Genomic DNA, 19,715 nt, shown 5'->3' on the forward strand with positions numbered 1-19,715 from the left:
GGCTGATAGCCGACCATCTCGTAGGCGCGCAGCAGGCTGCCGAAGCCGGATATCTTCAATACCGACCAGGGCTCGCAGTTCACCAGCCGCGAGTTCACCGGCCTGCTGATCGCAGCCGACATCAGGATCAGCATGGACGGCAAGGGCGCCTGGCGCGACAACGTCTTCGTCGAACGCCTCTGGAAATCGGTCAAATACGAGGAGGTCTATCTGCGCGCCTATGCCAGTGTGTCGGAAGCACGCGCCTCGATCGGCCGATATCTCGACTTCTATAACAGCCGGAGGCCTCATCAGGGACTGGCCCGGCAGACGCCCGACCAAGCCTACTTCAACGCGCTGCTGCCAATCCCGGCGGCGGCATAACCGAGGCCGAAACCCACTTAGCGACAACGCCAAAACTGTTCAGATCAACCGAGCCAGCTCTCAGCGGCATGATCTGCCGCATCATGACGTGCATGGGGTCATCCCCCATTTCCTGAGTGATCGAAACCAGCTTCACGCCATTCTTCGCCAGCTTGCGGACATAGAACTCAAGCTCGAAGTGATCGCGGAAGAACCGGCTGAACGAATGGACCACGACTACATCAAAGGGTGCGGGCTTGGACGTTCCCGCCTCGATCATGCGCTGGAACTCGGGGCGGCGGTCGTTGGTGGCCGATGCGCCGGGTTCGATGAAGGTTTCGACCAGTTGCAGGTTGCGGGACTCGCAATAGGCTTCGCCCTGCCGCTTCTGATCGGGAATGGAAACGTCATGCTCGGCCTGCCGCGCAGTTGAGACGCGCAGGTAAAGAGCAGCGCGTAGCGGCACGGTGGAAGCGGTCATAATCTGTTTCCTTTCAAAGCCGGTCGAACGAACGAGGTCGCTATTCAGCGGCCTCCCGGATCGTCCCGACGATCCATTCATTCAGGCTCTTGCCCGATGCTGCTGCGGCAATGACTGCTGCGGCATGGTCGTCAGGGGTGAGGCGGACATTGAACTTGCCGGAGAACTTCCGGCGCGGCTCGATGCCCTTCTCCCGGCACATTTCGAGATAGACGGCCAACGACTTGCGGCCTTCCTCGATCAGATCGTGGACGCTCTCGGCATAGAAGTCGGCCCCGCCATTGAGGCCGACAAACTCGCCGCGCAGCATTTGAATCTCGGGATCGAAAGCGATGACCGCCTTCTCGCCATTGATTTCAACGACATTGTTCATAGCTTTACTCCGTGTTCGTCCAGCCATTTTCGGATGCTGGCAACCGCACCTTTGTCCGTGTCCGGTGACGGATGCGGACGATGAAAGACGCGCACTTCACCGAACAGGAACACGCCGACGCGCGAACCTTCCCGCTCGCTGACCTCCGCCCCGAGGCTCACAAACAGCGCCTCTATGTCGGCCCAGCGGATCGACCCGTTGACCGGGCGGGCGAAGATCAGTTCCAGCGTGGCTCTGTGACGCTTTTTCATAGAGCGTCCAGTATCATTATTTAGTACCGTTTTCAAGATCGATTTCGGTCCCGGCATCGGGCGATCCGATATCGGGGCCAAAGAGTTCATCGAACAGGTCGCCGAACCAACGCTCGAACACCTCGATCTCGGCTTCCGTGACCGGAATGGGATCGGGCCAGTCATCGGTGACAGTCCATGAGCTAAGGTCGTGCTTGGGCGGCCTGCCGGGGAACGGCCAAGGATAGCCCAGCAACTCCTCAAGCTGTTCTGAAGCCGTAGGCGGTCGTTTGGTACGCCGGGATCGGGATGCCGTCACCGGCTTGTGGTCACCGTTGCGGTCAGAAGTCATCGAGGAATTCAAATTCGTTGAACGAACGCTGCCGCCATCCGACCGGGTTGGCGACCCAGCGATTGATGTCGGATTCCTTCCAGCCCGCGCCATTGGTGCTGATCTTGATCTGGGCGGGAAAGGTGCCTTCGACGATCTTGCGATAGATGGTGGTCTCGGTCTTGCGCCTTGAAGATCGCATCCACGGCACGAGCATGACGGACAAAGGCCCGGCCACGGGCGCGGCGCGCCGCGGCCTCCGGGTCTTCCCCGATTTGCTGCTCTGCCAACGGCTTGCCGGTCCTTTCCCTTTCCCGGCCAGTTCCGGCTTCGGGGCCAGGCACGCCGTCGCCCGGCGCGCGCAATATGTCGAGCATGTCATCGACGGCATCGCGCACGCGCTCCGGCATCAGGCTTCGCATGATCTGGGCGACACGGGCGCGGAAGGTGATGCCGCGCCGCTCGGCATAGTCCTGTGCCGGGTCGTAGTCCGTCGCCATGTCCTTGGCGCGGTCGCGCGACAGAGTGCGGGCAAGACGATCCTGACTGGCGAAGTCGTCGCGGCCATAATGCAGGTCCATGCCGTCGCGGTGACGTGACAGGGCAACATAGCTGCCGTGGGCGTCCATGCCGGGCGTTGCCAACACATGCGTCCGGTCCACCGTCATGCCCTGCGCCTTGTGAATGGTCGCAGCATAGCCGTGGTCGATGCGATCATAGTCTTTCAGGTCAAAGGCGATGGATCGGCCATCGTCTGTCTGCACGGTCATGCTCTGCGCGCTGACCTGTTCGATGGTGCCGAGCGTGCCGTTCTTGACGCCAAGGCCGCGCTCGTTTTGCAGAAACATGACGCGATCCCCGCTGGCAAAATTCCGGTCGCCGCGCTTGACGGTCACGCGCATGTCCTCGCCCAGATCACCAGCCTCCCGCATCCTGTCGCGGGCAGCTTCTTTGAGTTCGCGCACCTCTGCATTGGTGTGGGTGAGGATGATGCGGCTGCTGTCCGGTTCTGCCTGACGCTGACGGTCCCATCTGTCGATCAGATCGCCGCGCGCCTGCTCGCGCGTTTCGGCGGAATGCACCATGCCGTGACGGTCATAGGCGCTGATGGCATTGCCGGTTCTTCCTGTCGCTAGATCACGGGTCGCGCCACGCTGCCAGTCCTCGCGCTGGCGGCGCACCTCATGGATTTCCACGCCACCATGACGCTCATGAATCGAACGGAACGCTGCACCTGCTTCGATAGATTGCAACTGCTGCGGATCGCCGACCAGAACAACCTTTGCGCCTGCCTCGGCGGCATGGGACAGCACCCGCTCCATCTGCCGCGCGCCGACCATGCCCGCCCCGTCGATGACAAGCACGTCGCGGCTGGTGAGCATGTCGCGGCCATTCTGCCAGCCGTGTTCCATGCTGGCGATGGTGCGCGAGGCGATGCCCGACCCGCCTTCCAGATTCTCGGCGGCGATGCCGGACAGGGCAACCCCGCGAACCTCAAAGCCCGCCGCTTCCCATGCCTCGCGGGCCACGCCAAGCATGGCGCTCTTTCCTGTACCGGCATAGCCGACGACAACGCCAAGATCACGCCCGTCCGTGACATGCGCCAGCGCGTCGGCCTGCTCGCCGGAAAGGATAAGGCCGCGCTGTTCCGCTCGGGCAAGGGCTTCCTGCCTGTCCCGGTCGCTGACCTCGTGCAATTCCTTCTCGGCCATCAATTCCGCCGCACGATGCAAACGCTGTTCGGTCTCGATCATGTCGCGGGTGGTGAATCGGTCCTCGCCGCGTCCGTCTTGACCCAATTCGACCAGATCGGGCGAATTGCGCATCGCACCCATGACCTCGTTGAACTGGTCGATGCCGTCGCTGTGCCGGTGCGCAAACTTCACCATGTCGCGCCGTGTGAAGGTCGATTGTTGCTGCGTGATGGCGTCCAACGCCACGGATGGATCGGCGATGATCCGTTCGCCATTGTTGGGGGCGATCTCCCGGTGCATGTCGGCGCGGTCGGCGGCTTCGATACCTTCGCCCTCGATGCGTTGCGCGGGCGCGCCGATCTGGCTTTGCGGCTCCAGCGCAATGCCCTGCGCCTCAAGGCTGCGATGGTCGATCCGCGCGTCGATGTCGAGTTCGGAAAGCCGTTCGTTGACATGCTTGTCTTCGGCGCTCAGGAACAGGACGGGACCGGCGGCGGGAACGGTGTTTAGCCAGCAGCGATTTGCCCGTGCCGCCATCGCCGCCCAGCAGGGTCACGGTGCGGGCCGGGATCAGATCGCGCACCAGCCATCGCCGCTCCGGGACAGGGTGGCCTGCCAGATCGGAGGCCGGGAAGGGGCCGGGAGCCGATGGCGGTGCGGGGATGGTGGGCGGCGGTTCATGACCGAAGACAAGCGCTCCGCGCATCGCGGGTGAGAGACGCTGCACCATCCAGCCCCAGCCGAGTGAAGTCCCCTTGTCGAATGAGCGCCATAGCCGCTCGTTGGCGCGCAGATCGTTCGCTCGATAACCGGCGCACCATCCATCGAACACCGCACGGGCCATGGTGTCGGGCATGATGCCGGTGGCGGACTGGCGAAAAGCAGCGGTCACGTCCCGCCACTCGTCATACCCTAGATCATTCGGCCGGAAGCTCATGAGCGCGAATGTGGCGGCATCGGCGGACGGCGCACGTTCCGTCCCGAGCGGCATCCGGCCTGCCGCCGCTGCCCCACCGTGGCGCGCACCGGGCATCAGCAGCCAATCGGGTGCCGGCACGGCGGGCTGGCTCAGATCGGCCCCGTAATAGACGACATAGCCGCCATCCCCGCGCCGGTCGAGGCCCGGACCCAGCACCCCGGCATCGGTCGGTGCGTGCACCCCGGCAGCGAAGCGAAAGAAGACATGCAGCCCGCCCGATGGCGTGGGAGACTGGACGGCATCGGCTGGGATGGGGATGCCCAGCCCTGCGAGCGTGGCAAAACCGTCCCTGCCGGGCTTTCGATCAATATCGAGAACCAGCCAGCCCGACGCAGCGCCGGTCGGGATACCGATACCTGCATCCGGCCATTGGCTCCACCACGCTCGCAGGGCGTTTTCGTCCGTGGTGGCAGATTTGAAGCCGCCGGGTACGTAGGGGGCCTTGTCGGAGCGGACAGGAAAGACAGGAATGCCGAGCGCGGCAAGGCGCAGGGCCTCGACCACACCGGAGGGGCGCGTTATCATGGGGCACTCATTCGATGTGACTTCGGCCGGCGCCTTCGGGTGTCCGGCCGTTTCTTTTGGCCGGTAAGCCGAATACTGAAAAATAACGTAATTAAATCAAATCATTATCGACGATATGGCGGAGGATCACTCCTCCTTCACGCGCTCATGGCCTGATTTTCCCAAGCGAGAACGTCGCTAAGACGCCACCGGGTGCAGCCGGCGGACAGGCGCACGGGCTTGGGGAAGGTGGGCTCACTACCGGCACGACGCCATATCGTTGATGGTGATACGCCGATGCGCTCAGCGAACCCGGGCGGTTCGGTGCCGATTCATGCCGAGAGTTGCAGCGCGGCACCAAGAAGCAGCATCAACAGCACCAGAAGCAGCGCCGCGACCGGCCAGCGCCGCAAGAAGGCATCGAGCCGCTCGACATCCTCCGCCAGCCGCCGCAGGCGCGGCAACAGGCGCTCGGCCCACACGATGACATCGCCCGGCGGGATGTGGGGAACGCGGTCGGCGAGACGCAGCGGTGGGAGCACGAGCAGCACGCCGATCAGGATCGGCCAACTCGCCTTCCACACGGTGGCGGGGGAGAACAGTGTTGCGGCGGAGGTATTCGTCACCACCGGGAACAGCGCCCAGGCGGCGACCAGGGACGCGGCGCCGACGCCGAGCCAGGAGGCCAGCAATACCGGCCCGGCCCGTTTGGCCTCGGCTGCATGGGCGAGCCGATGCAGGAAATGCAGCATCAGGGCGGCGCTTCCCGCTGCCGAGAGCGTGACCAGCCATAGCGCCGGGCCCGGCGCGAACACATCCTTCACCACGTATTTTGCCAGCATGCCGCTGGTGAGGGGAAGTCCGGCAAGGGCAAAGGCGAGCACGGCCATGACTACACGCTTCCACCCGTTCCTCTGCCCCGCGGAGAGCCCGGTGCCAAGGAACAAGGCGCCTTTCACCAGCATGTGGTGCAGCGCGTAATAGGCGGCGAGCGTGCGGGTGCGCGGGTCGCCCGCCGCCAGGCCCGCGCCCAGCACGGCGGCGATGACGCCCATCTGGCTTACCGTGGAATAGGCCAGCACCACCTTGGGGTGCCGCTGAGCCAGTCCCACCGCTACCGCATAATAGGCGGTGAACAGGCCGAGCACGACCAGCGCCGTGCCCCAGCCTTCCGCGCCCGCCTCGAACGGCAGAAAGCGGATCAGCCCGATGATGCCGGCCTTCACGATGATGCCGCTCAGCACCGCTGAAGCAGGCATCGGCGCCACCGGGTGGGCGAGCGGCATCCACACATGTAGCGGCACCAGCCCCATCTTCAGGCCGAAGCCGAGTATCAGCAGGGCGAGGATGGCCTCACGCCACGGCGAGGCCGGCAGGCGCTCCAGCGCCTGCGCGATCATTGGGTTGCCGTCCGCCACGCCCACCGCCATCAGCACGAAGCCCATCAGCAGGAACGCTTCGCCCAGGAGCGCCAGCACCATGTAGACCCGCGCCGCGCGCTCTGCCTCCGGGTTGCGTTCCTGCGCCACCAGCCCGTAGGCCGCGAGACTCGCCAGCGAGAAGGCGAGATAGAAGCTTGCGAGATCCGCTACCACGAAAAGGCCGAGAGTGCCGGCCATGGTGAACAACCACCACAGCGTGAAGGAGGTGCGGTGGCGCGCGCCGGCCATGTAGCGGGCGGCATAAAGGCCGGCTAGGCTCCACAGCATCCCCGCCCCGCCAAGCAGGAGGGCGCCGGGCAGATCGAGCGCGAGGGTGAGACGCAGCGGATCGGGTGCCAGTACCAGCGAGCCGCCCGGCGCAAGCAGGGCGGCGGCGAGCGCGGGCAGCGGCGCCACCGGCAGGACCCGCAGCAGATGCGCGCGGGCGCCGCGCCAGAGCGCGCTGGCCCCCAGCAGTAGCGGGAAAGTGGGGGCGGCGGCGAGCAACAGGCCGGCGGCACTCATGAGCGGCGCCTCGTCGCACAGTTCCTCGTCGCACGGTTCCTCGTCGCACGGTTCCTCATGGCTGCCCCTGCGCAAGCTCGCCCCGGCCGATGGCGAACAGCGCCAGTGGTTGAAGAGGCACGAAGCCCAGCGCCAGCGCCAGCAGGGCCAGCGCCAGCACGAGGGCGTGCCGGCCGGTGGCGGGCAAGGTCGCGGCGGGTTGGGCGGCCTCGCCGTCACGGTCCTTCATTGCCGCGCCGATGACCCGGAACACGTAACCCGCCGCCAGCACGCCGCCCGCCAGTATCACCGCCGCGATCCACCATTGGCCGCTGGCGGCGGCGGCCGAGAGCAGCATCAGCTTGGCGACGAAGCCTCCGCTCGGCGGCAGGCCCATCAGCGACAAGCCGGCTAGCCCGAAGGCGAAGATCGCCAGCGGCTGCCGGCGCGCCAGACCGGAGAAGTCGGCGATGCGGTCGTGACCCATGTCCTCCGCGATCAGCCCTGCCGCAAGGAACATGGAGGCCTTGGCAAGTGCGTGGGAGAGGAGTTGCAGCACGCCGCCGGTCCACCCGAGCCCCGCGAACGGCGCCGGTCCCGCCGTGAGCGTGAAGACCAGGAACAGATAGCCGATCTGTGCCACGGTGGAATAGGCGATCATCAGCTTGAGCCGGGACTGCCCCAGCGCCACCACCGAGCACATCAGGATCGCCGCCGCTCCCAGCGCGGCGAGAAGCTGGCCGGCGAGAGGGCTGTAGGGCGCGGGCAGCAGCTCGAACCACAGGCGCAGGATGAGAAAGAACGGCGCCTTCACCACCAGTGCGGAGAGCACGGCACTGGCGGCGGGCGGGGCGCCGGCATGAGCGGGCGGCAACCACAGGTGAAGGGGAAACAGAGAGGCCTTCGCCATGAGCCCTACCGTCATCATCGCGACCGCCGCGAGCGTGATCGGGCCGGGCTGCGCCAGCTCGCTCAACAGGGCGAGATCCAGCACCCCGTAGCGCCCATAGATCAGTCCGACGCCGAGCAGGTAGAGAACCGAGCCCAAAAGGGCGAACAGCAGGTAGCGTAGTGCGGCATGAAGCGTCGTCGCCCGTCCGTCGAGGCACACCAGCGTCACCGCGCTGAAGGTGAGCAGTTCCAGTGCGACGAAGAAGTTGAACAGATCCTCGCCGACAAACACCAGGTTGAGCGCGCTCCACATCGCCATCAGCATCGACCAGAAGGCGAAGGGCGCGCGTGTGTCGCCGGGCGCGTCGGGCGGGGTGCGGAACTGATGCTGTGAGAACAGCGCGGCGGCGCCAATAACGAGGGCGGCCAGCACCAGCATCACCGCCGAGACCCCGTCGGCGCGCAGCTTCAGTCCCAGCGGCGGAGCCCAGCCGCCCAGCGTATAGTCGATGGCCGAGCGGCCCTCCCACACTTCAGCGAGAATGGCACAGGCGAGCAGGAGGCCGAGCGGCGCGACCACGCGCGCCACACGCTCGGGATGCAGCGCGCGCAGGCCCAGCATCGCGATCAGGCCGAGGATCGGCAGCAGCACCGCGAACACCAGCAGCAGGCCGGGCAGGTTGATCCCCTCCGCGGGGGGCAGAACGTGGCTCATGCCTCATCCTCTTCCCGTCCGGCGTCCGGCAGCGCATTCTCGGCGTCGGAGATCTTCACCAGCAGGGTGGCGGCGAGCGCGGTGGCGGAAAAGGCAACCACGATCCCGGTGATGACGATGGCCTGCGGCACGGGGTCGCCCTCCAGCCCGGCGGCGGCGCCCCGGCGGCCGATCACGCCGAAAAGCAGAAACACGCCACTGCCCAGAATGTTGAAAGACAGCAGCTTGCGCAGCGCGTCGGGCCTCACGATCAGCCCGTAAAGCCCGATGCCGACCATGCCGCAGGCGCACAGGCCCAGAAGTGTGGCGGCGGAAACCAGCGAGTGTGTCATGGCGTATTCCGCTCTGCCGGCCCCGCCACCATCAGCGCCAGCGCCGCCACGATCGAAACGGCGAGAGCCGCCTCTATGAGCAGGATCAGTGGTTTGGCGAAGCGGTCGGGATAGGCGAGAAAGCCCTCGCCCCAGCCGATACCCGCAAGGCCGACGACGAGAAAGACCAATGGCCCGAACGCCAGCGCGCCGCGCAGCGCGGGAGAGCCGGTGCGTGGAGCGGCAACGAGCCCGGCCATCATGGTCAGCAGCCACATCGCCGCGAGCAGCGTGCTGGCCTGGAATTTCCCGCCCGGCTCGTCGGCGCCGATCCAGAACAGATAGCCCGCGATCACGATGCCGAAGGGCGGGAGCACACGGGCGAGGAAGGTCAGGGCGGAGGAGGGGGTGCCCTCGTACCAGGCCGCGGGTCGGCCGCCCCAGAATCGGTCCGGCCCCAGCGACCACACCCCGATCAGGGCGAGCAGCAGCACGATGATCTCAAGGAAGGTGTCCAGCGCGCGATAGGCCAGCAGCACCGCCGTCACCGGGTTGCCAAGCCCGGTCCGCGCGAGCGGCTCCATCGCCGCCCCGGCCAGTGAGGGCGCGGGGTCGGGCAGCGCCAGTACCAGCGCCATCAGCGCGAGGCTCACCCCGGCACAGACCAGGCCGGCGAGCCATTTGAGCATCCTGCCCGGCTGCGCGCTCATCGGCCGGAGGTCGCCGAGCCGGGCGGCAACGCGCAGCAGCAGCACGCCGGTCGCTCCGCCCCCGATGGCCGCCTCGGTCAGCGCGACATCGACCGCGGCGAGCCGGATCCACACCAATGCCAGGAGCAGCCCGTAGGCGATGAAGCCGAGGACGGCGGCGCGCCGCTCTCGCACCGTGACGATCCAGCCGGCGGTGAGCAGTACCAGAACAGTGAGCAGCAGAGCGAAGGGTTCGCTCATTCCCCGCTCTCCTGCCGCTTGGCGAGTCCGGCGAGCAACTGGCTGGTGCCTGCGCTCGCGATCTGCACCAGCCCCCAGATCACGACCAGCTTCATGCCCGCCCAGAACCCCGCAAGCTGCGGCAAAAGGCCAAGCACGACCAGACCGAGGCCGAGATTGTCGGCCTTGGTGAGGGCGTGCAGCCGGGTGAGCGTGTCGGGAAAGCGCAGCAGTCCCACCGTGCCGGCGAAATAGAAGAACACGCCCGCGCTCACCGTTGCCACGGTGAAGAGGTCGGCGACGAGGCTCATCGCGACCCCTCTCCGGCGCGGATCTCGGGTAGCCCTCTATGCGCCATCTCCCGTGCGGGCAATTCGGGCGCCCGTCTTTGACGTGCCCGGGGATCAAGCGCATGAGGGATGGTCGGATGGGGTGCGGGAGGGACGCGCAATTTCAGGCTCATGGTCGCGGCGGCGAAGGCCGCCAGTAGGGTGAGCACCAGCGCGACATCTATGATGGCGGGAAGGTCGGCGGCGATGGCGACCAGCAGGCAGATAGCCGCTCCCGACGAGCCGACGAGCTGGGCTGCCATCATCCGGTCGACAGGGGTCGGCGCGCGCAGCAGCGCCAGCATGGAAAGTGCCAGAAGCGCGGCGATGACAAGACCGGCGCCGAGCAGAAACTCATCCATGGCGCTTGTCCTCCTGCGCGTCGGCGATCGGGCGGAGCACGAGGCCCGCAGCTTTTGCGAAGGCCTGCTCTGCCGCCGCGAATTGCGCGCATACATCCTGTCGGCGGTCCAGGCAGTGAATAAGGAAGCCGTCGGCATCGGGGCATTCGGTGGGCAGGCTGCCCGGTTGCAGGCTCATGAGGGCGCGAAAGGCGTCGCGCCCCGGCCCCGCAGGCAGCCGCACCGGATAGAAAACGAGTCCGGGGTCGAGGTCGAGGCGCGGGGCGAGGGCGCGGCGCGCGACATCGAGCCCTGCCCACATCGAGCCACGGCACACGTCAAGCATCAAGGCAGCCATGGCTACCGGGCGGATGCGGTTTCCCGCAGGCGGCTGCAGGCGCAGGCTCGCCCATGTCGCCAGCGCGGTGACGATCAGACCGGGAAAGAGCAGGGCAAGCCGAGCTCCTCCCAGTGCGAACCAGACGGCGAGAAACAGGATCCACCGAAAGACGATGCTGGAAAATGCCGGATGAAGCGTCGGTCTGTCTCGAACCATGCCGTTCTCCCGGCGGTGCCCGCTCACTTATGGTGGCATGATCCGCAAGGCGCAATAAGCCTTTGAAGCGGAGGTGTCCGCGCTGTTCGCCTTCGGCCCCCGCTTTCCCCACCGCGACGGCTGCCCATTCGAAGCCGGCCCGGTTTCTTCTGGCGTGATGAGCGGGAAAGGGAGATTCATCGGCACGCGCACGCTCGCGATGACCGGCGATTGTCCTCTTGTCATATCGTAACATCAGGCCGAAGGGCACGATCTGACCGGCTGATGGCGCCGCCGTCAGCATTCCCGCGTACCTCGCATGTGGACGGTCATGCGTTGGTCGCCGCGCGCGGCGAGGCCGAGTCACCCTCCTCATCGGAGACTGTGAATCACATCTCAATCGAGATTAATAGGTTCTGAGCCTAGGCGCTCGCCGATCGGCTCGGGCCGGGGAAGGATCGGCGCCCGAGATAGCGATAGAAGTCCCAGATCGTGCCCTCATAGTCCCGTGGCGCCAGCGGGCCCGACGGCGCGTAGCGGGATGAGAGGGCGCGCTGCATCTTTTCCAGCTTCTCCCGATCCTCGCGATTGACCTCGTGCCAGAGTGAAATCCGGCTTTCAAGTTCGTCTTGGGTGAGTTCGTCGCCATAGGTCGACATCGTCCAGCGGACTCTTATGCGATCGACCGTCATCGGCTGGATTGAAAGGGAGACCAGGAGGGTCGCCGCCTGGCTGACGATCTGGGTAGGGAACAGGCAGAAAAGCGTGGAGCGGCGGCGCTCCTCCTCGCTCAGATCGGGCGCGCCCATGCCGCGCGAGGTCGCCGTATCCGGATAGTTGGCGCAATAGGAGGTGAAGGCATCGTCCGACATCGACTTCCGGCTGAGTCCCGTTGGCGTGTAGGGGTGCAGCGTCTCGGGGTGCACGACCGAGAGATGGTACGCCTCCATGAAGTTTTCGACGAGGCACTTCCAGTTCGTGCGCCACTCTTCCTCGAAGGTGCGCACGATCCGCATGCCGGCGGTCCCATAATTGCCGAGCAGCTTTTCCAACTGGCCGAGCCGTGGGCTGAGCGGGCCGGCCCCGTGATCGAGATTGGCATAGATGAAGCCGTTCCAGATCTCGCTGCGGAACGACGGGAGACTGCAGGTCTCCTCCGTCACGCCCTTGTCGCGCATACGTGGCGCGTTGATGAGTTCGCCAGCGCGGCCATAGCTCCAGGCGTGGTAGGAGCACACGAAGCGGCGTGTCGAGCCGGAATTCTCCGCGAGCGGCATGCCGCGATGGCGGCAAAGGTTTGTCAGTACGCGTATCCGGCCGTCGTCGCCCCGCACCACGAGGAGCGGCTCGTCAAACAACCTGGTGGTGAAATAGTCGCCCGGGTTCGGGACTTCGTCGGCGCGGCCGAGGCAATGCCATTCACGCGAGAGGAAGGTCTCGACCTCGTACCGGAAATAGTCGGGGTCGGTGTAGAAGCCGCCCGGCAGGCACTGTGCGTCGTGCTCGGGGAGCGCGGCGACGGCACGCAACGTATTGTTCATCGCCTCGATGCCGGCGCAGATGGCCGCCGCCATGGCCTTATTCCGCAGCGAGAGCGAAGGAACGATCGAAGCCGGTGGCCCGATCAGCGATGTAGTGCATGAAGTCGTAGATCGGGCGCTCCAGATAGGAGAGGTGGCCGGCGCGTGCCACGCCCGCATTCATGCCCCGGAACACCTTCTCCGTGCAGCCGCGGTCCTCGACATTCACCTCGTCCAGCAGGTTCTTCAGCGTCGCCACATATTCCCCGGCGCGCGGATCAGCCATGAATTCCGGCGACAGCCCGCCGCCGAACACCATTGCCACCTGTCCGGCGCCCTTTGGATGCAGGGAGAGATACCAGAAATAGCCGGGGGTCAGGGTAATGAGATGACTTGGATAGAGAGAGAGCAGCGCGGTCGTCTTTCGCCAGCGACCTTCGAGACGGGTGTTTTCCGGGTGCGCATTGCCGATCGGCAGCGATGCCTCCTTGGTGATCCAGTGATAGTTGAAGGCGGCAAGACCCGGAGGACATTCCATCTCCTCGAGCTTCGAATGACCCCCCACGGTTTCGGCGTGACAGACCGGGAGGTGATAGCTCTCCATGAAGTTCTCGGCGAGCACCTTCCAGTTGGTGTCCCATATATGGGTCTCGCGGAAGCACTCGACATAGTCCTCCATCCGGTACTGGGCGATCATCGCTTCCAGCGGCCGCAGCGCCGAGGCGACGCTCGGGCGATTCTTGTCGAGCGTTATGTAGATCCAGCCGAGCCATTCCTCGCAGCGGATCGAGGGCAGGGCGTAGTCGTCCTTGCAGAAGCCCGTGGTCTCGGTCATGAACGGCGCCCCGCGCAGGTGGCCGTCCAGACCGTAGGTCCAGGCGTGATAGGGGCAGACGATGGCGCGCCTGTTTCCGGTGCCCTCGAGCAGCGTCGACATGCGATGCAGGCAGACATTCGAAAAAGCGCGCAACTGGCCTTCCTTGTCGCGCAGCACGATCACCGGCTGGCCCGCAAGCTCGTAGGTCAAATAGTCGCCCGGTGTGGCGAGGCTGCCGGCTCGACCGACGCACATCCACTCCTTCGAGAAGATGGTCTCCAACTCACGCGCCAAGAATTCCGGGCTGGTATAGACGCTTGGCGGCATCGCGCGCGCATCCTCGAACGGCCGCCCGGCGGCGTCGAGCAGTTCGGCAAAGGGCTGGGCTGGCGACATCGCGCGTATCCTCATCCTCGCAGGCGGGTACCGCTCCGGTCGAGCGGACAACCGATCGAAAGCCAGATTGAACTTCTTTTAAGATAGGGGAAAACTTAAATATCTTTGGTTTGGACAAGAGTGGATATGGTTCGTTATACGCTCCGCCAATGCACCTATTTCCGTGCCATCGCCGAGCATGGCGGCATCGCGCAGGCGGCACGCGCGCTCAACATCTCCCAACCCTCGGTCGCTCAGGCTCTCGACAAGCTGGAGAGCATCACCGGCCTCACGCTGTTCGATCGGCATCACGCGCGGGGGCTTACACTCACGCTTCAGGGGCGCGTATTTCTGGAGCATGTGACCCGCCTCGATCAGCAGGCCCAGCAGGTTGAGCGAGAGGCCTTGGCGCTGGCCGCGGAAGCAGCGGGGGAGATTCGGCTCGGGGTATTCTGGACACTCTCTCCTTTTTACGCAGCGGGCCTCATCCGCGCCTTCGCGGACATTGCTCCGGGAGTCATCGTCCGGCAGAGAGAGATGTCGCTCACCGATCTGGCCGACGCGCTCAGGGAGGGTTCGATCGATCTCGCCCTGACCTATGACCGCGGAGCGGAACCTGACGGGCTGGCCTTCGTCGAGCTCGCTGTACTCCGGCCCATGATCGTACTCGCTGCCGATCATCCGCTTGCGAGCCGCCGCTCGATCAATCTCTCGGATCTCGCCACAGAATCCTATGTCATGCTCGATGGACCGGGAAGCCGCAGCTATTTCGAGGGTTTGCTGGCAGAGATCGGCATCAACCCGCATATTTCGTACGTCTCCACCTCGCTGGAAGCTGTCAGGAGTGCGGTTGCGGCCGGCTTCGGATTCACGCTGCTGGTGATGCGGCCTCCGTCATCTCTCACATACGACGGAGGCCGGGTGAAAACCCTGAGGATCGACAACGAGGTGCGCCCGCTACGTGTCGTGCTCGCTTCGCGCGACGGTGCCCATCGAGGGTTGATACTTAGGCGTTTCGCCGAGCATGCCGTAAGATACTTCGCGGCTCTCAAGGAGCCGGCGTCCTAGCTGTCACAGGTGACGGCCACGCCGCCGTATCCTCTCGTCCATCACAGTGCCGCTCCGAGGTGGCGACGCTCCATTTCGCTGAAAAGCTTGCTGAGGTCGCTCATTCGATCGAGGCGTGGTCGCGTGCGGAACCGAAGGAGGGGCACCGCTGGCGCCCCCACGTTCACAGGCGGTAGAAACGCTCCGCATTGTCGTGGAACAGTTTGCGCCTGTCAGTCGCCGGGTAGTCCGCGGTGATCGCCTTGAAGGCATCGAAGATCTGGTCGTAGCTGGAGAACAGCTTGTCGACCGGGAAGTTCGAGGCGAACATGCAACGGTCGATGCCGAAGGCGGCGATCGCCTCCTCGACATAGGGGCGGATGCTCTCGGTCGTCCAGCTCCAGTCGCCCATGCCGAGGCCCGAGATCTTGCAAGCGACATTGGGCGCTTCGGCGAGGCGGCTCATGCCCGCCTTCCACGCCGCGAAATGCTCGATGCCGTCCACCTGCATCCCGGTGTGGTTCAGGATGATCTGGGTATCGGGAAAGGCGCGGGCGAGCTCATAGGCCTCTTCCATCTGCGGATAGTAGATTTGCAGGTCGAAGTTCATCCCGAAGTCGCGCAGATGGTGGAAGCCAGCCCGCCACTGCGGCTCGGCGCTCACACCCGGGCGGGAGAGATAGGTCTTCACCGGATCAGGATGATAGTTCAACGACTGCCGGATGCCGCGGAAATTGGGATAGCGGCTGTGTCCTTCGAGGATGTCCCGGACATTCGCCGCGCCGAGATCGGCATAGCCGACGATGCCGTGGGGAAAGCCGTGCTGGTCTGCGACCTCCTGTAGCCAGCGGGTTTCGCCGACCGGGTCGCTGGGGTCGAAGCCGACATCCAGATGCACCGACTTCACGACATTCTGGTTCCTGGCGTCCGCGAGGAAATCCTCGATACGGTAGTTACGGATGATCGGCGAGTAATCACCGAACACGATCGGCTTTGGCCCGTCGGTAAGCCAGGGATAATAGTGCTTGTCGAGATCCCAGAGATGGTGATGCGGATCGATGATCGGAAAGTCGTCCATGGGGGCACCCCGCAAGCGCAGACAGCAATAATGGCCGGCAATGGAAGCTCCGGGCGTACCCGCTGCAGGCGCCCGGAGCTGCGTCTGGTCAGTAGAGGCCGGCGGCCGGCGGATAGACCCGCTTCAGCTTCGCCTGCGCCGCCGCGCTATCAATGTCCTTCGAGGTGACCAGCGGCTCGGCGAGCGGAAGGTCCTTGGTCACCGCAGCACCGGTCAGGGCGTTGTGGACCTGCTGTACCGCCTCGATGCCCTGTCCGCCGGCTTCCTGCAGGAACAGGCCCTGGATGACGCCGTCGCGCAGCAGCTTCACCGTGGTCGGGCTGCCATCGGCGGTCGCGACGCCGATCTTGCCGACAAGGCCCCGCGTCTGCAGCACCTTTGCGGCACCGGTGGCAGCCTCGTCATACATGCCGTAGATCGCCTTCACGTCCGGATGGGCGGTGAGCAGGTCATTGGCCTGGTCCACCGCCTCGCGCACGGTCAGGCCCTTGGTCTGCAGAACCTGCACCAGTTCGCACCCGTCGGCGGCGAAGGATTCCTTCGCTCCCTTGAGGTATTTCTGGGCATTCTCGCGGTCCTGCGGCAGCGAGAGCATGCCGACCTGGCTGCCGCCCCGCTCTTTGGCCAATGCGCAGACGAAGCTGCCTTCCGCCTTGCCGGCCTCGTAATTGTTCGCGGTCACCGCAGAGGTGTAGTCGGTTTCGCCGGGCTGCGGGCCGATGCCGGTGAAGGCGATCGGGATGTTCTTCTCCTTCAGCAGCCGCAGCACCGGCGGGGTGCTGGTCGAGCTGACGGGACCCATGACGATCGCGTCGACGCCGCGGGTGATGGCGGTACGCACATTGGTCATCTGGTCGACCGGGGAATTGTGCGAGTCCATCTCGATATAGTCCATGCCGAGCTCGGCGGCCTTGGTCTTGGCGCCATAGGCGACCCACTGCCAGTAGGAGATGTCGAGCGAGGGCGCGATATAGGCCACCGTCAGCTTCTTGGCCTCGGCCGTGCCGCTGCTGGCGGTTGCTGCGCCGAGCGCCAGTGCGGCAGCCGCGACGAGACCGAGGGTCTTCATCCTGGACATGGTTTCCTCCGTTGGGTTCTTGTTGGTTGTGTCGTTGCCGTCCGCCGCGCGGATCAGGCACGCATTTTCGTGAGCCGGTCGATCAGCACGGCGATCAGGATCACCAGGCCGGTCACCGAGCCCTGCCAGAAGCTGTTGATGCCGATGAGGTTCACGCCGTTCTGGATCACGGTGATCATCACCGCGCCCAGCATGGCGCCGATCGCCGAGCCGGTGCCGCCGAACAGGCTCGCCCCGCCGATGACGCAGGCGGCGATGGCCTGCAGCATCATGTTCGCGCCGGATGTGGCCTCGGAATTCGAGATGTAGGACAGGCTGATGAGGCTGGCGAAGGAGGCGAAGAGGCCCGACGCGGCATAGACCCCGAAGCGCACCGCCCACACCGGGATGCCGAGCAGCCTGGCGGCCTTGTCGTTGCTGCCGATGGCATAGATCCAGCGGCCGAGCACCAGCTTGCGAAGCGCGAACTCCAGCGCCGCCACCGCGACGATGCAGAACAGTACGTAGTTGGCGAGGCCCGGCACCAGTTCGCCGCCATTGAGCCGCCAGAAATCGGGATCGAGGATCGCGATCGAGTGGCCGTCGGTCACGACGAAGGCGAGACTGCCGCCCACCGCGAAGGTGATGAGCGTCACGACGAAGGGCGCGAGCCCGACAAAGGTTACGAGGCCGCCATTGATGGCGCCCACGACAAGTCCTACGCCGAGCGCCACGAAGCAGGCCAGCGGCCACGCCATGCCGCCCGAAAGGGCGAGGCCGGCGATCATGCCGGTGAGCGAGAAGGTGGAGCCGACCGAAAGGTCGATGCCGCTGGTCGCAATCACCAGGAAGACGCCGAGCGACATCAGGATGAGGGGCGCCGAAGCCTGCGCGATATTGGCGATGTTGCCGTAGGACAGAGCCTGCGGCGACCACAGGCTCACCACCAGCTCGATCAGTATGATGGCGACCGCGATGGCGATTTCGGTGCGGTAGCTGCGCAGCAGGCGCACGCCGAGGCTGGCACGGCGCGGCGCGTGATAGCTGTCCGCATCCCGGTGAGCGCCGGCAATGGTGTCGGTCATGGTCGTATCCTCGTCTCGGGCTGGCGGCGTTCCGGCCATGTCGCGAACTACGCGGCCATGCCGGTGGCGCGCGCGAGGGCCACCTCGCTGATGTTGCCGGCCTCGATTACGCCGCTGACGGTGCCGCGCAGATCGAAGGCGACGATGCGGTCGCAGATCTCGGTGAGTTCGGAGAATTCGGTGGACCACCACACCACCACGGCACCCCGCGCCGCCATGTCCCGGATGATCGCGTAGATCTCCCGCTTGGTGCCGATGTCGACGCCGCGCGTCGGTTCCTCCAGCACGAGAAGCCGGGGGATGCGTTCCAGCCAGCGGGCCAGCAGCAGCTTCTGCTGGGTGCCGCCGGACAAGGTGAGGGGCGAATCGTCGATCGAACCCGCCTTGATGGCGAGGCGCTCGAGCGCGTCCTGCGTCACCCGCGCCTCGCGGCGGCCCGCGAACCAGCGCCGCCCGGCGATCCGGGCCGCGGCGACCACATTGTCGAGGATCGGAAGGGTGACGAGCAGGCCTTTTTCGGCGCGGTCGCCGGAGACGTAGCCGACGCCCTGCCGCACGGCCTCGGCCGGCACGGCGAAGTGCCGTAAAGCGCCATCCATCGCGATCCGCCAGTGGAGATCGGTGTTCGCGCCGATCAGCGTGTCGATGAGCCGCGACGGTCCGCCCGGCGCGCCGGCAAGGCCGAGCACCGAGCCCGGGGGCAGGGTGACCGACAGGCCAGGCCCTTCAATCGACACCGTGGTGCCGGCGGTGGCCCGTATCGCGGCGTGAGCGGTTTCGGCCCGCATGGCCCCCTTTTGTCCCATCGCCTCGACGATGGCGGCATCGGAGAGTTCCGTCAGCGGCTGACGATTCACCACTGTCCGCCCGTCGCGCAGGATGGTGCAGACATCGGCGACGGCGCGGATTTCGTTCATGCGGTGCGACACGATCAGCGTGGCGATGCCACGGCTCGCCAGCCGGCGCAGAATGGAGAAAAGCCTCTCGCTTTCGGCGAAGGTCAGGTTGGCGGTCGGCTCGTCCAGAAGCAGCAGCCGGGCGCCGGAGGAGAGGGCCCGCGCGATCTCCACGAGCTGACGCTGGTGCAGGTCGATCTCGGCCACCGGGGTGTCGAGCGCCTCGCGGGCAAGCGTTTCATCGATCTGGGCGAGCGCCGCGCGGGCCTCTTCGCGCCGCTCAGCGGCCCGCACCCGTTCCAGGCCGCGATGGCGATGCGGCAGATAGATGTTTTCGGCCACCGTCATGTGCGGGAGCAGGGCCAATTCCTGGAACACCACGGCGATGGCGTTCGGGGAGGCTTCCTCCTGCCCGTCGACCCGCAAGGTGCCGCCATCGCGGCGCAGTAAGCCGCACAGGATGCGGATAAGGGTGGACTTGCCGGCGCCGTTACCGCCGAGCAGGGCGTGAATCTCGCCACGGGCAATCCTCAGATCGGCCCGCCGCAACACGGAGGTGGCACCGAAACTCTTTTCGATGTCCACGGCTTCGAGAATGAAATCGGGGGAGGATGCGCTCACGCGGCACCTCCTCGCCGGGAAGCGACGCGGCGCGTCTCTCCCCATGCTCCGGCACGGTTCATTGGCGTCATCCTCCCGGATGTACGAACGGGTTTTCCCGTTTTCGTTCCGTCATACTCCCCGGATCATCCCGCGGGCACAAACGGATTTTATGCACCGACTGATGAGTTGAGTTCATCGACGAAGCGGCCTCGACGCTTGCAGCGATACCGCAAGTCTTCTGCCCGATGAGCGTTCAATCCATCTGCGTCGCGGCAGCGATCGAGACCCTCCGGCGTGCGGCTTTCACCGACCCGGCCACGCATCGCG

At 65.6% G+C, this 19,715-nt stretch carries 18 protein-coding genes and 4 pseudogenes; 2 read left to right on the top strand and 20 right to left on the bottom strand.

Features of this window, described 5'->3' with window-relative positions:
• Positions 1-24: 24 nt before the first annotated feature.
• Positions 25-363, top strand: a pseudogene (locus MWN34_RS02390) (transposase); the annotation flags it as partial.
• Positions 364-424: 61 nt separating this feature from the next.
• Here MWN34_RS02390 and MWN34_RS02395 read toward each other — a convergent pair.
• The 16 genes and pseudogenes from MWN34_RS02395 to MWN34_RS02470 form a co-directional block, all read right to left on the bottom strand.
• Positions 425-823, bottom strand: a pseudogene (locus MWN34_RS02395) (recombinase family protein); the annotation flags it as partial.
• A 40-nt stretch (positions 824-863) separates the two neighbouring features.
• A complete protein-coding gene (locus MWN34_RS02400; RefSeq protein ID WP_012090880.1) occupies positions 864-1,196 on the bottom strand; it encodes a type II toxin-antitoxin system HicB family antitoxin in 333 nt (110 codons plus the stop codon).
• Positions 1,193-1,447, bottom strand: coding sequence for a type II toxin-antitoxin system HicA family toxin (locus MWN34_RS02405; RefSeq protein ID WP_247026202.1), 255 nt, complete (start codon positions 1,445-1,447; stop codon positions 1,193-1,195). The genes MWN34_RS02400 and MWN34_RS02405 overlap by 4 nt, the downstream gene beginning before the upstream one ends.
• A 16-nt stretch (positions 1,448-1,463) precedes the next feature.
• A complete protein-coding gene (locus tag MWN34_RS02410) occupies positions 1,464-1,778 on the bottom strand; it encodes a hypothetical protein (RefSeq protein ID WP_247026203.1) in 315 nt (104 codons plus the stop codon).
• A pseudogene (locus tag MWN34_RS02415) lies at positions 1,768-1,938 on the bottom strand (helix-turn-helix transcriptional regulator); the annotation flags it as partial. The gene MWN34_RS02410 and the pseudogene MWN34_RS02415, both read right to left, overlap by 11 nt.
• Positions 1,898-3,901, bottom strand: a pseudogene (traA, locus tag MWN34_RS02420) (Ti-type conjugative transfer relaxase TraA); the annotation flags it as partial. The pseudogenes MWN34_RS02415 and traA, both read right to left, overlap by 41 nt.
• A complete protein-coding gene (locus MWN34_RS02425; RefSeq protein WP_247026204.1) occupies positions 3,846-4,955 on the bottom strand; it encodes a bifunctional DNA primase/polymerase in 1,110 nt (369 codons plus the stop codon). The gene MWN34_RS02425 and the pseudogene traA, both read right to left, overlap by 56 nt.
• Before the next feature lie 311 nt (positions 4,956-5,266).
• Complete coding sequence (locus MWN34_RS02430; protein ID WP_247026205.1) at positions 5,267-6,880, bottom strand: complex I subunit 5 family protein; 1,614 nt, start codon at positions 6,878-6,880, stop codon at positions 5,267-5,269.
• Positions 6,881-6,935: 55 nt separating this feature from the next.
• Entirely contained in the window at positions 6,936-8,465 is a 1,530-nt protein-coding gene (locus MWN34_RS02435; protein WP_247026206.1) for a complex I subunit 5 family protein, read from the bottom strand.
• On the bottom strand, positions 8,462-8,797 hold the full coding sequence (locus MWN34_RS02440) for an NADH-quinone oxidoreductase subunit K (RefSeq protein ID WP_247026207.1): 336 nt from the start codon (positions 8,795-8,797) through the stop codon (positions 8,462-8,464). Before MWN34_RS02440 ends, MWN34_RS02435 begins: the two co-directional genes overlap by 4 nt.
• Positions 8,794-9,726, bottom strand: a complete 933-nt coding sequence (locus MWN34_RS02445) for a hydrogenase subunit MbhD domain-containing protein (RefSeq protein ID WP_247026208.1) — start codon at positions 9,724-9,726, stop codon at positions 8,794-8,796. Before MWN34_RS02445 ends, MWN34_RS02440 begins: the two co-directional genes overlap by 4 nt.
• A complete protein-coding gene (locus tag MWN34_RS02450; RefSeq protein ID WP_247026209.1) occupies positions 9,723-10,016 on the bottom strand; it encodes a monovalent cation/H(+) antiporter subunit G in 294 nt (97 codons plus the stop codon). Before MWN34_RS02450 ends, MWN34_RS02445 begins: the two co-directional genes overlap by 4 nt.
• The gene (locus tag MWN34_RS02455; RefSeq protein WP_247026210.1) at positions 10,013-10,396 is read right to left on the bottom strand and encodes a monovalent cation/H+ antiporter complex subunit F; all 384 of its coding nucleotides are present in this window, start codon (positions 10,394-10,396) and stop codon (positions 10,013-10,015) included. The genes MWN34_RS02450 and MWN34_RS02455 overlap by 4 nt, the downstream gene beginning before the upstream one ends.
• Positions 10,389-10,958 (bottom strand): Na+/H+ antiporter subunit E, encoded by a 570-nt coding sequence (locus MWN34_RS02460; protein WP_247026211.1) that lies wholly within the window; start codon positions 10,956-10,958, stop codon positions 10,389-10,391. Before MWN34_RS02460 ends, MWN34_RS02455 begins: the two co-directional genes overlap by 8 nt.
• 374 nt (positions 10,959-11,332) lie before the next feature.
• Complete coding sequence (locus MWN34_RS02465) at positions 11,333-12,484, bottom strand: aromatic ring-hydroxylating oxygenase subunit alpha (protein ID WP_247026212.1); 1,152 nt, start codon at positions 12,482-12,484, stop codon at positions 11,333-11,335.
• Positions 12,485-12,488: 4 nt separating this feature from the next.
• A complete protein-coding gene (locus MWN34_RS02470; protein WP_247026213.1) occupies positions 12,489-13,643 on the bottom strand; it encodes an aromatic ring-hydroxylating oxygenase subunit alpha in 1,155 nt (384 codons plus the stop codon).
• Between the two features lie 126 nt (positions 13,644-13,769).
• Between MWN34_RS02470 and MWN34_RS02475 the strand changes: the two genes are divergently transcribed.
• Positions 13,770-14,690 (top strand): LysR family transcriptional regulator, encoded by a 921-nt coding sequence (locus MWN34_RS02475; protein ID WP_247026214.1) that lies wholly within the window; start codon positions 13,770-13,772, stop codon positions 14,688-14,690.
• Between the two features lie 163 nt (positions 14,691-14,853).
• Here the strand turns inward: MWN34_RS02475 and MWN34_RS02480 are convergent, their stop codons facing one another.
• From MWN34_RS02480 to MWN34_RS02495, 4 genes are all read right to left on the bottom strand, one after another.
• Complete coding sequence (locus MWN34_RS02480) at positions 14,854-15,747, bottom strand: amidohydrolase family protein (RefSeq protein ID WP_247026215.1); 894 nt, start codon at positions 15,745-15,747, stop codon at positions 14,854-14,856.
• Between the two features lie 88 nt (positions 15,748-15,835).
• Entirely contained in the window at positions 15,836-16,825 is a 990-nt protein-coding gene (locus tag MWN34_RS02485) for a substrate-binding domain-containing protein (protein WP_247026216.1), read from the bottom strand.
• A 53-nt stretch (positions 16,826-16,878) separates the two neighbouring features.
• Positions 16,879-17,889, bottom strand: a complete 1,011-nt coding sequence (locus MWN34_RS02490) for an ABC transporter permease (protein ID WP_247026217.1) — start codon at positions 17,887-17,889, stop codon at positions 16,879-16,881.
• A gap of 47 nt (positions 17,890-17,936) precedes the next feature.
• Positions 17,937-19,406, bottom strand: coding sequence for a sugar ABC transporter ATP-binding protein (locus MWN34_RS02495; RefSeq protein WP_247026218.1), 1,470 nt, complete (start codon positions 19,404-19,406; stop codon positions 17,937-17,939).
• Between the last annotated feature and the right edge of the window lie 309 nt (positions 19,407-19,715).

Source organism: Ancylobacter crimeensis, from assembly GCF_023016805.1.
GTDB classification, from domain to species: Bacteria; Pseudomonadota; Alphaproteobacteria; order Rhizobiales; family Xanthobacteraceae; genus Ancylobacter; species Ancylobacter crimeensis.

What these genes read in the sequence shown, in the direction of transcription:
- MWN34_RS02400 (WP_012090880.1), bottom strand. Translation starts at nt 1,196, where the DNA reads ATGAACAATGTCGTTGAAATCAATGGCGAGAAGGCGGTCATCGCTTTC.
- MWN34_RS02405 (WP_247026202.1), bottom strand. Translation starts at nt 1,447, where the DNA reads ATGAAAAAGCGTCACAGAGCCACGCTGGAACTGATCTTCGCCCGCCCG.
- MWN34_RS02410 (WP_247026203.1), bottom strand. Translation starts at nt 1,778, where the DNA reads ATGACTTCTGACCGCAACGGTGACCACAAGCCGGTGACGGCATCCCGA.
- MWN34_RS02425 (WP_247026204.1), bottom strand. Translation starts at nt 4,955, where the DNA reads ATGATAACGCGCCCCTCCGGTGTGGTCGAGGCCCTGCGCCTTGCCGCG.
- MWN34_RS02430 (WP_247026205.1), bottom strand. Translation starts at nt 6,880, where the DNA reads ATGAGTGCCGCCGGCCTGTTGCTCGCCGCCGCCCCCACTTTCCCGCTA.
- MWN34_RS02435 (WP_247026206.1), bottom strand. Translation starts at nt 8,465, where the DNA reads ATGAGCCACGTTCTGCCCCCCGCGGAGGGGATCAACCTGCCCGGCCTG.
- MWN34_RS02440 (WP_247026207.1), bottom strand. Translation starts at nt 8,797, where the DNA reads ATGACACACTCGCTGGTTTCCGCCGCCACACTTCTGGGCCTGTGCGCC.
- MWN34_RS02445 (WP_247026208.1), bottom strand. Translation starts at nt 9,726, where the DNA reads ATGAGCGAACCCTTCGCTCTGCTGCTCACTGTTCTGGTACTGCTCACC.
- MWN34_RS02450 (WP_247026209.1), bottom strand. Translation starts at nt 10,016, where the DNA reads ATGAGCCTCGTCGCCGACCTCTTCACCGTGGCAACGGTGAGCGCGGGC.
- MWN34_RS02455 (WP_247026210.1), bottom strand. Translation starts at nt 10,396, where the DNA reads ATGGATGAGTTTCTGCTCGGCGCCGGTCTTGTCATCGCCGCGCTTCTG.
- MWN34_RS02465 (WP_247026212.1), bottom strand. Translation starts at nt 12,484, where the DNA reads ATGGCGGCGGCCATCTGCGCCGGCATCGAGGCGATGAACAATACGTTG.
- MWN34_RS02470 (WP_247026213.1), bottom strand. Translation starts at nt 13,643, where the DNA reads ATGTCGCCAGCCCAGCCCTTTGCCGAACTGCTCGACGCCGCCGGGCGG.
- MWN34_RS02475 (WP_247026214.1), top strand. Translation starts at nt 13,770, where the DNA reads ATGGTTCGTTATACGCTCCGCCAATGCACCTATTTCCGTGCCATCGCC.
- MWN34_RS02480 (WP_247026215.1), bottom strand. Translation starts at nt 15,747, where the DNA reads ATGGACGACTTTCCGATCATCGATCCGCATCACCATCTCTGGGATCTC.
- MWN34_RS02485 (WP_247026216.1), bottom strand. Translation starts at nt 16,825, where the DNA reads ATGTCCAGGATGAAGACCCTCGGTCTCGTCGCGGCTGCCGCACTGGCG.
- MWN34_RS02490 (WP_247026217.1), bottom strand. Translation starts at nt 17,889, where the DNA reads ATGACCGACACCATTGCCGGCGCTCACCGGGATGCGGACAGCTATCAC.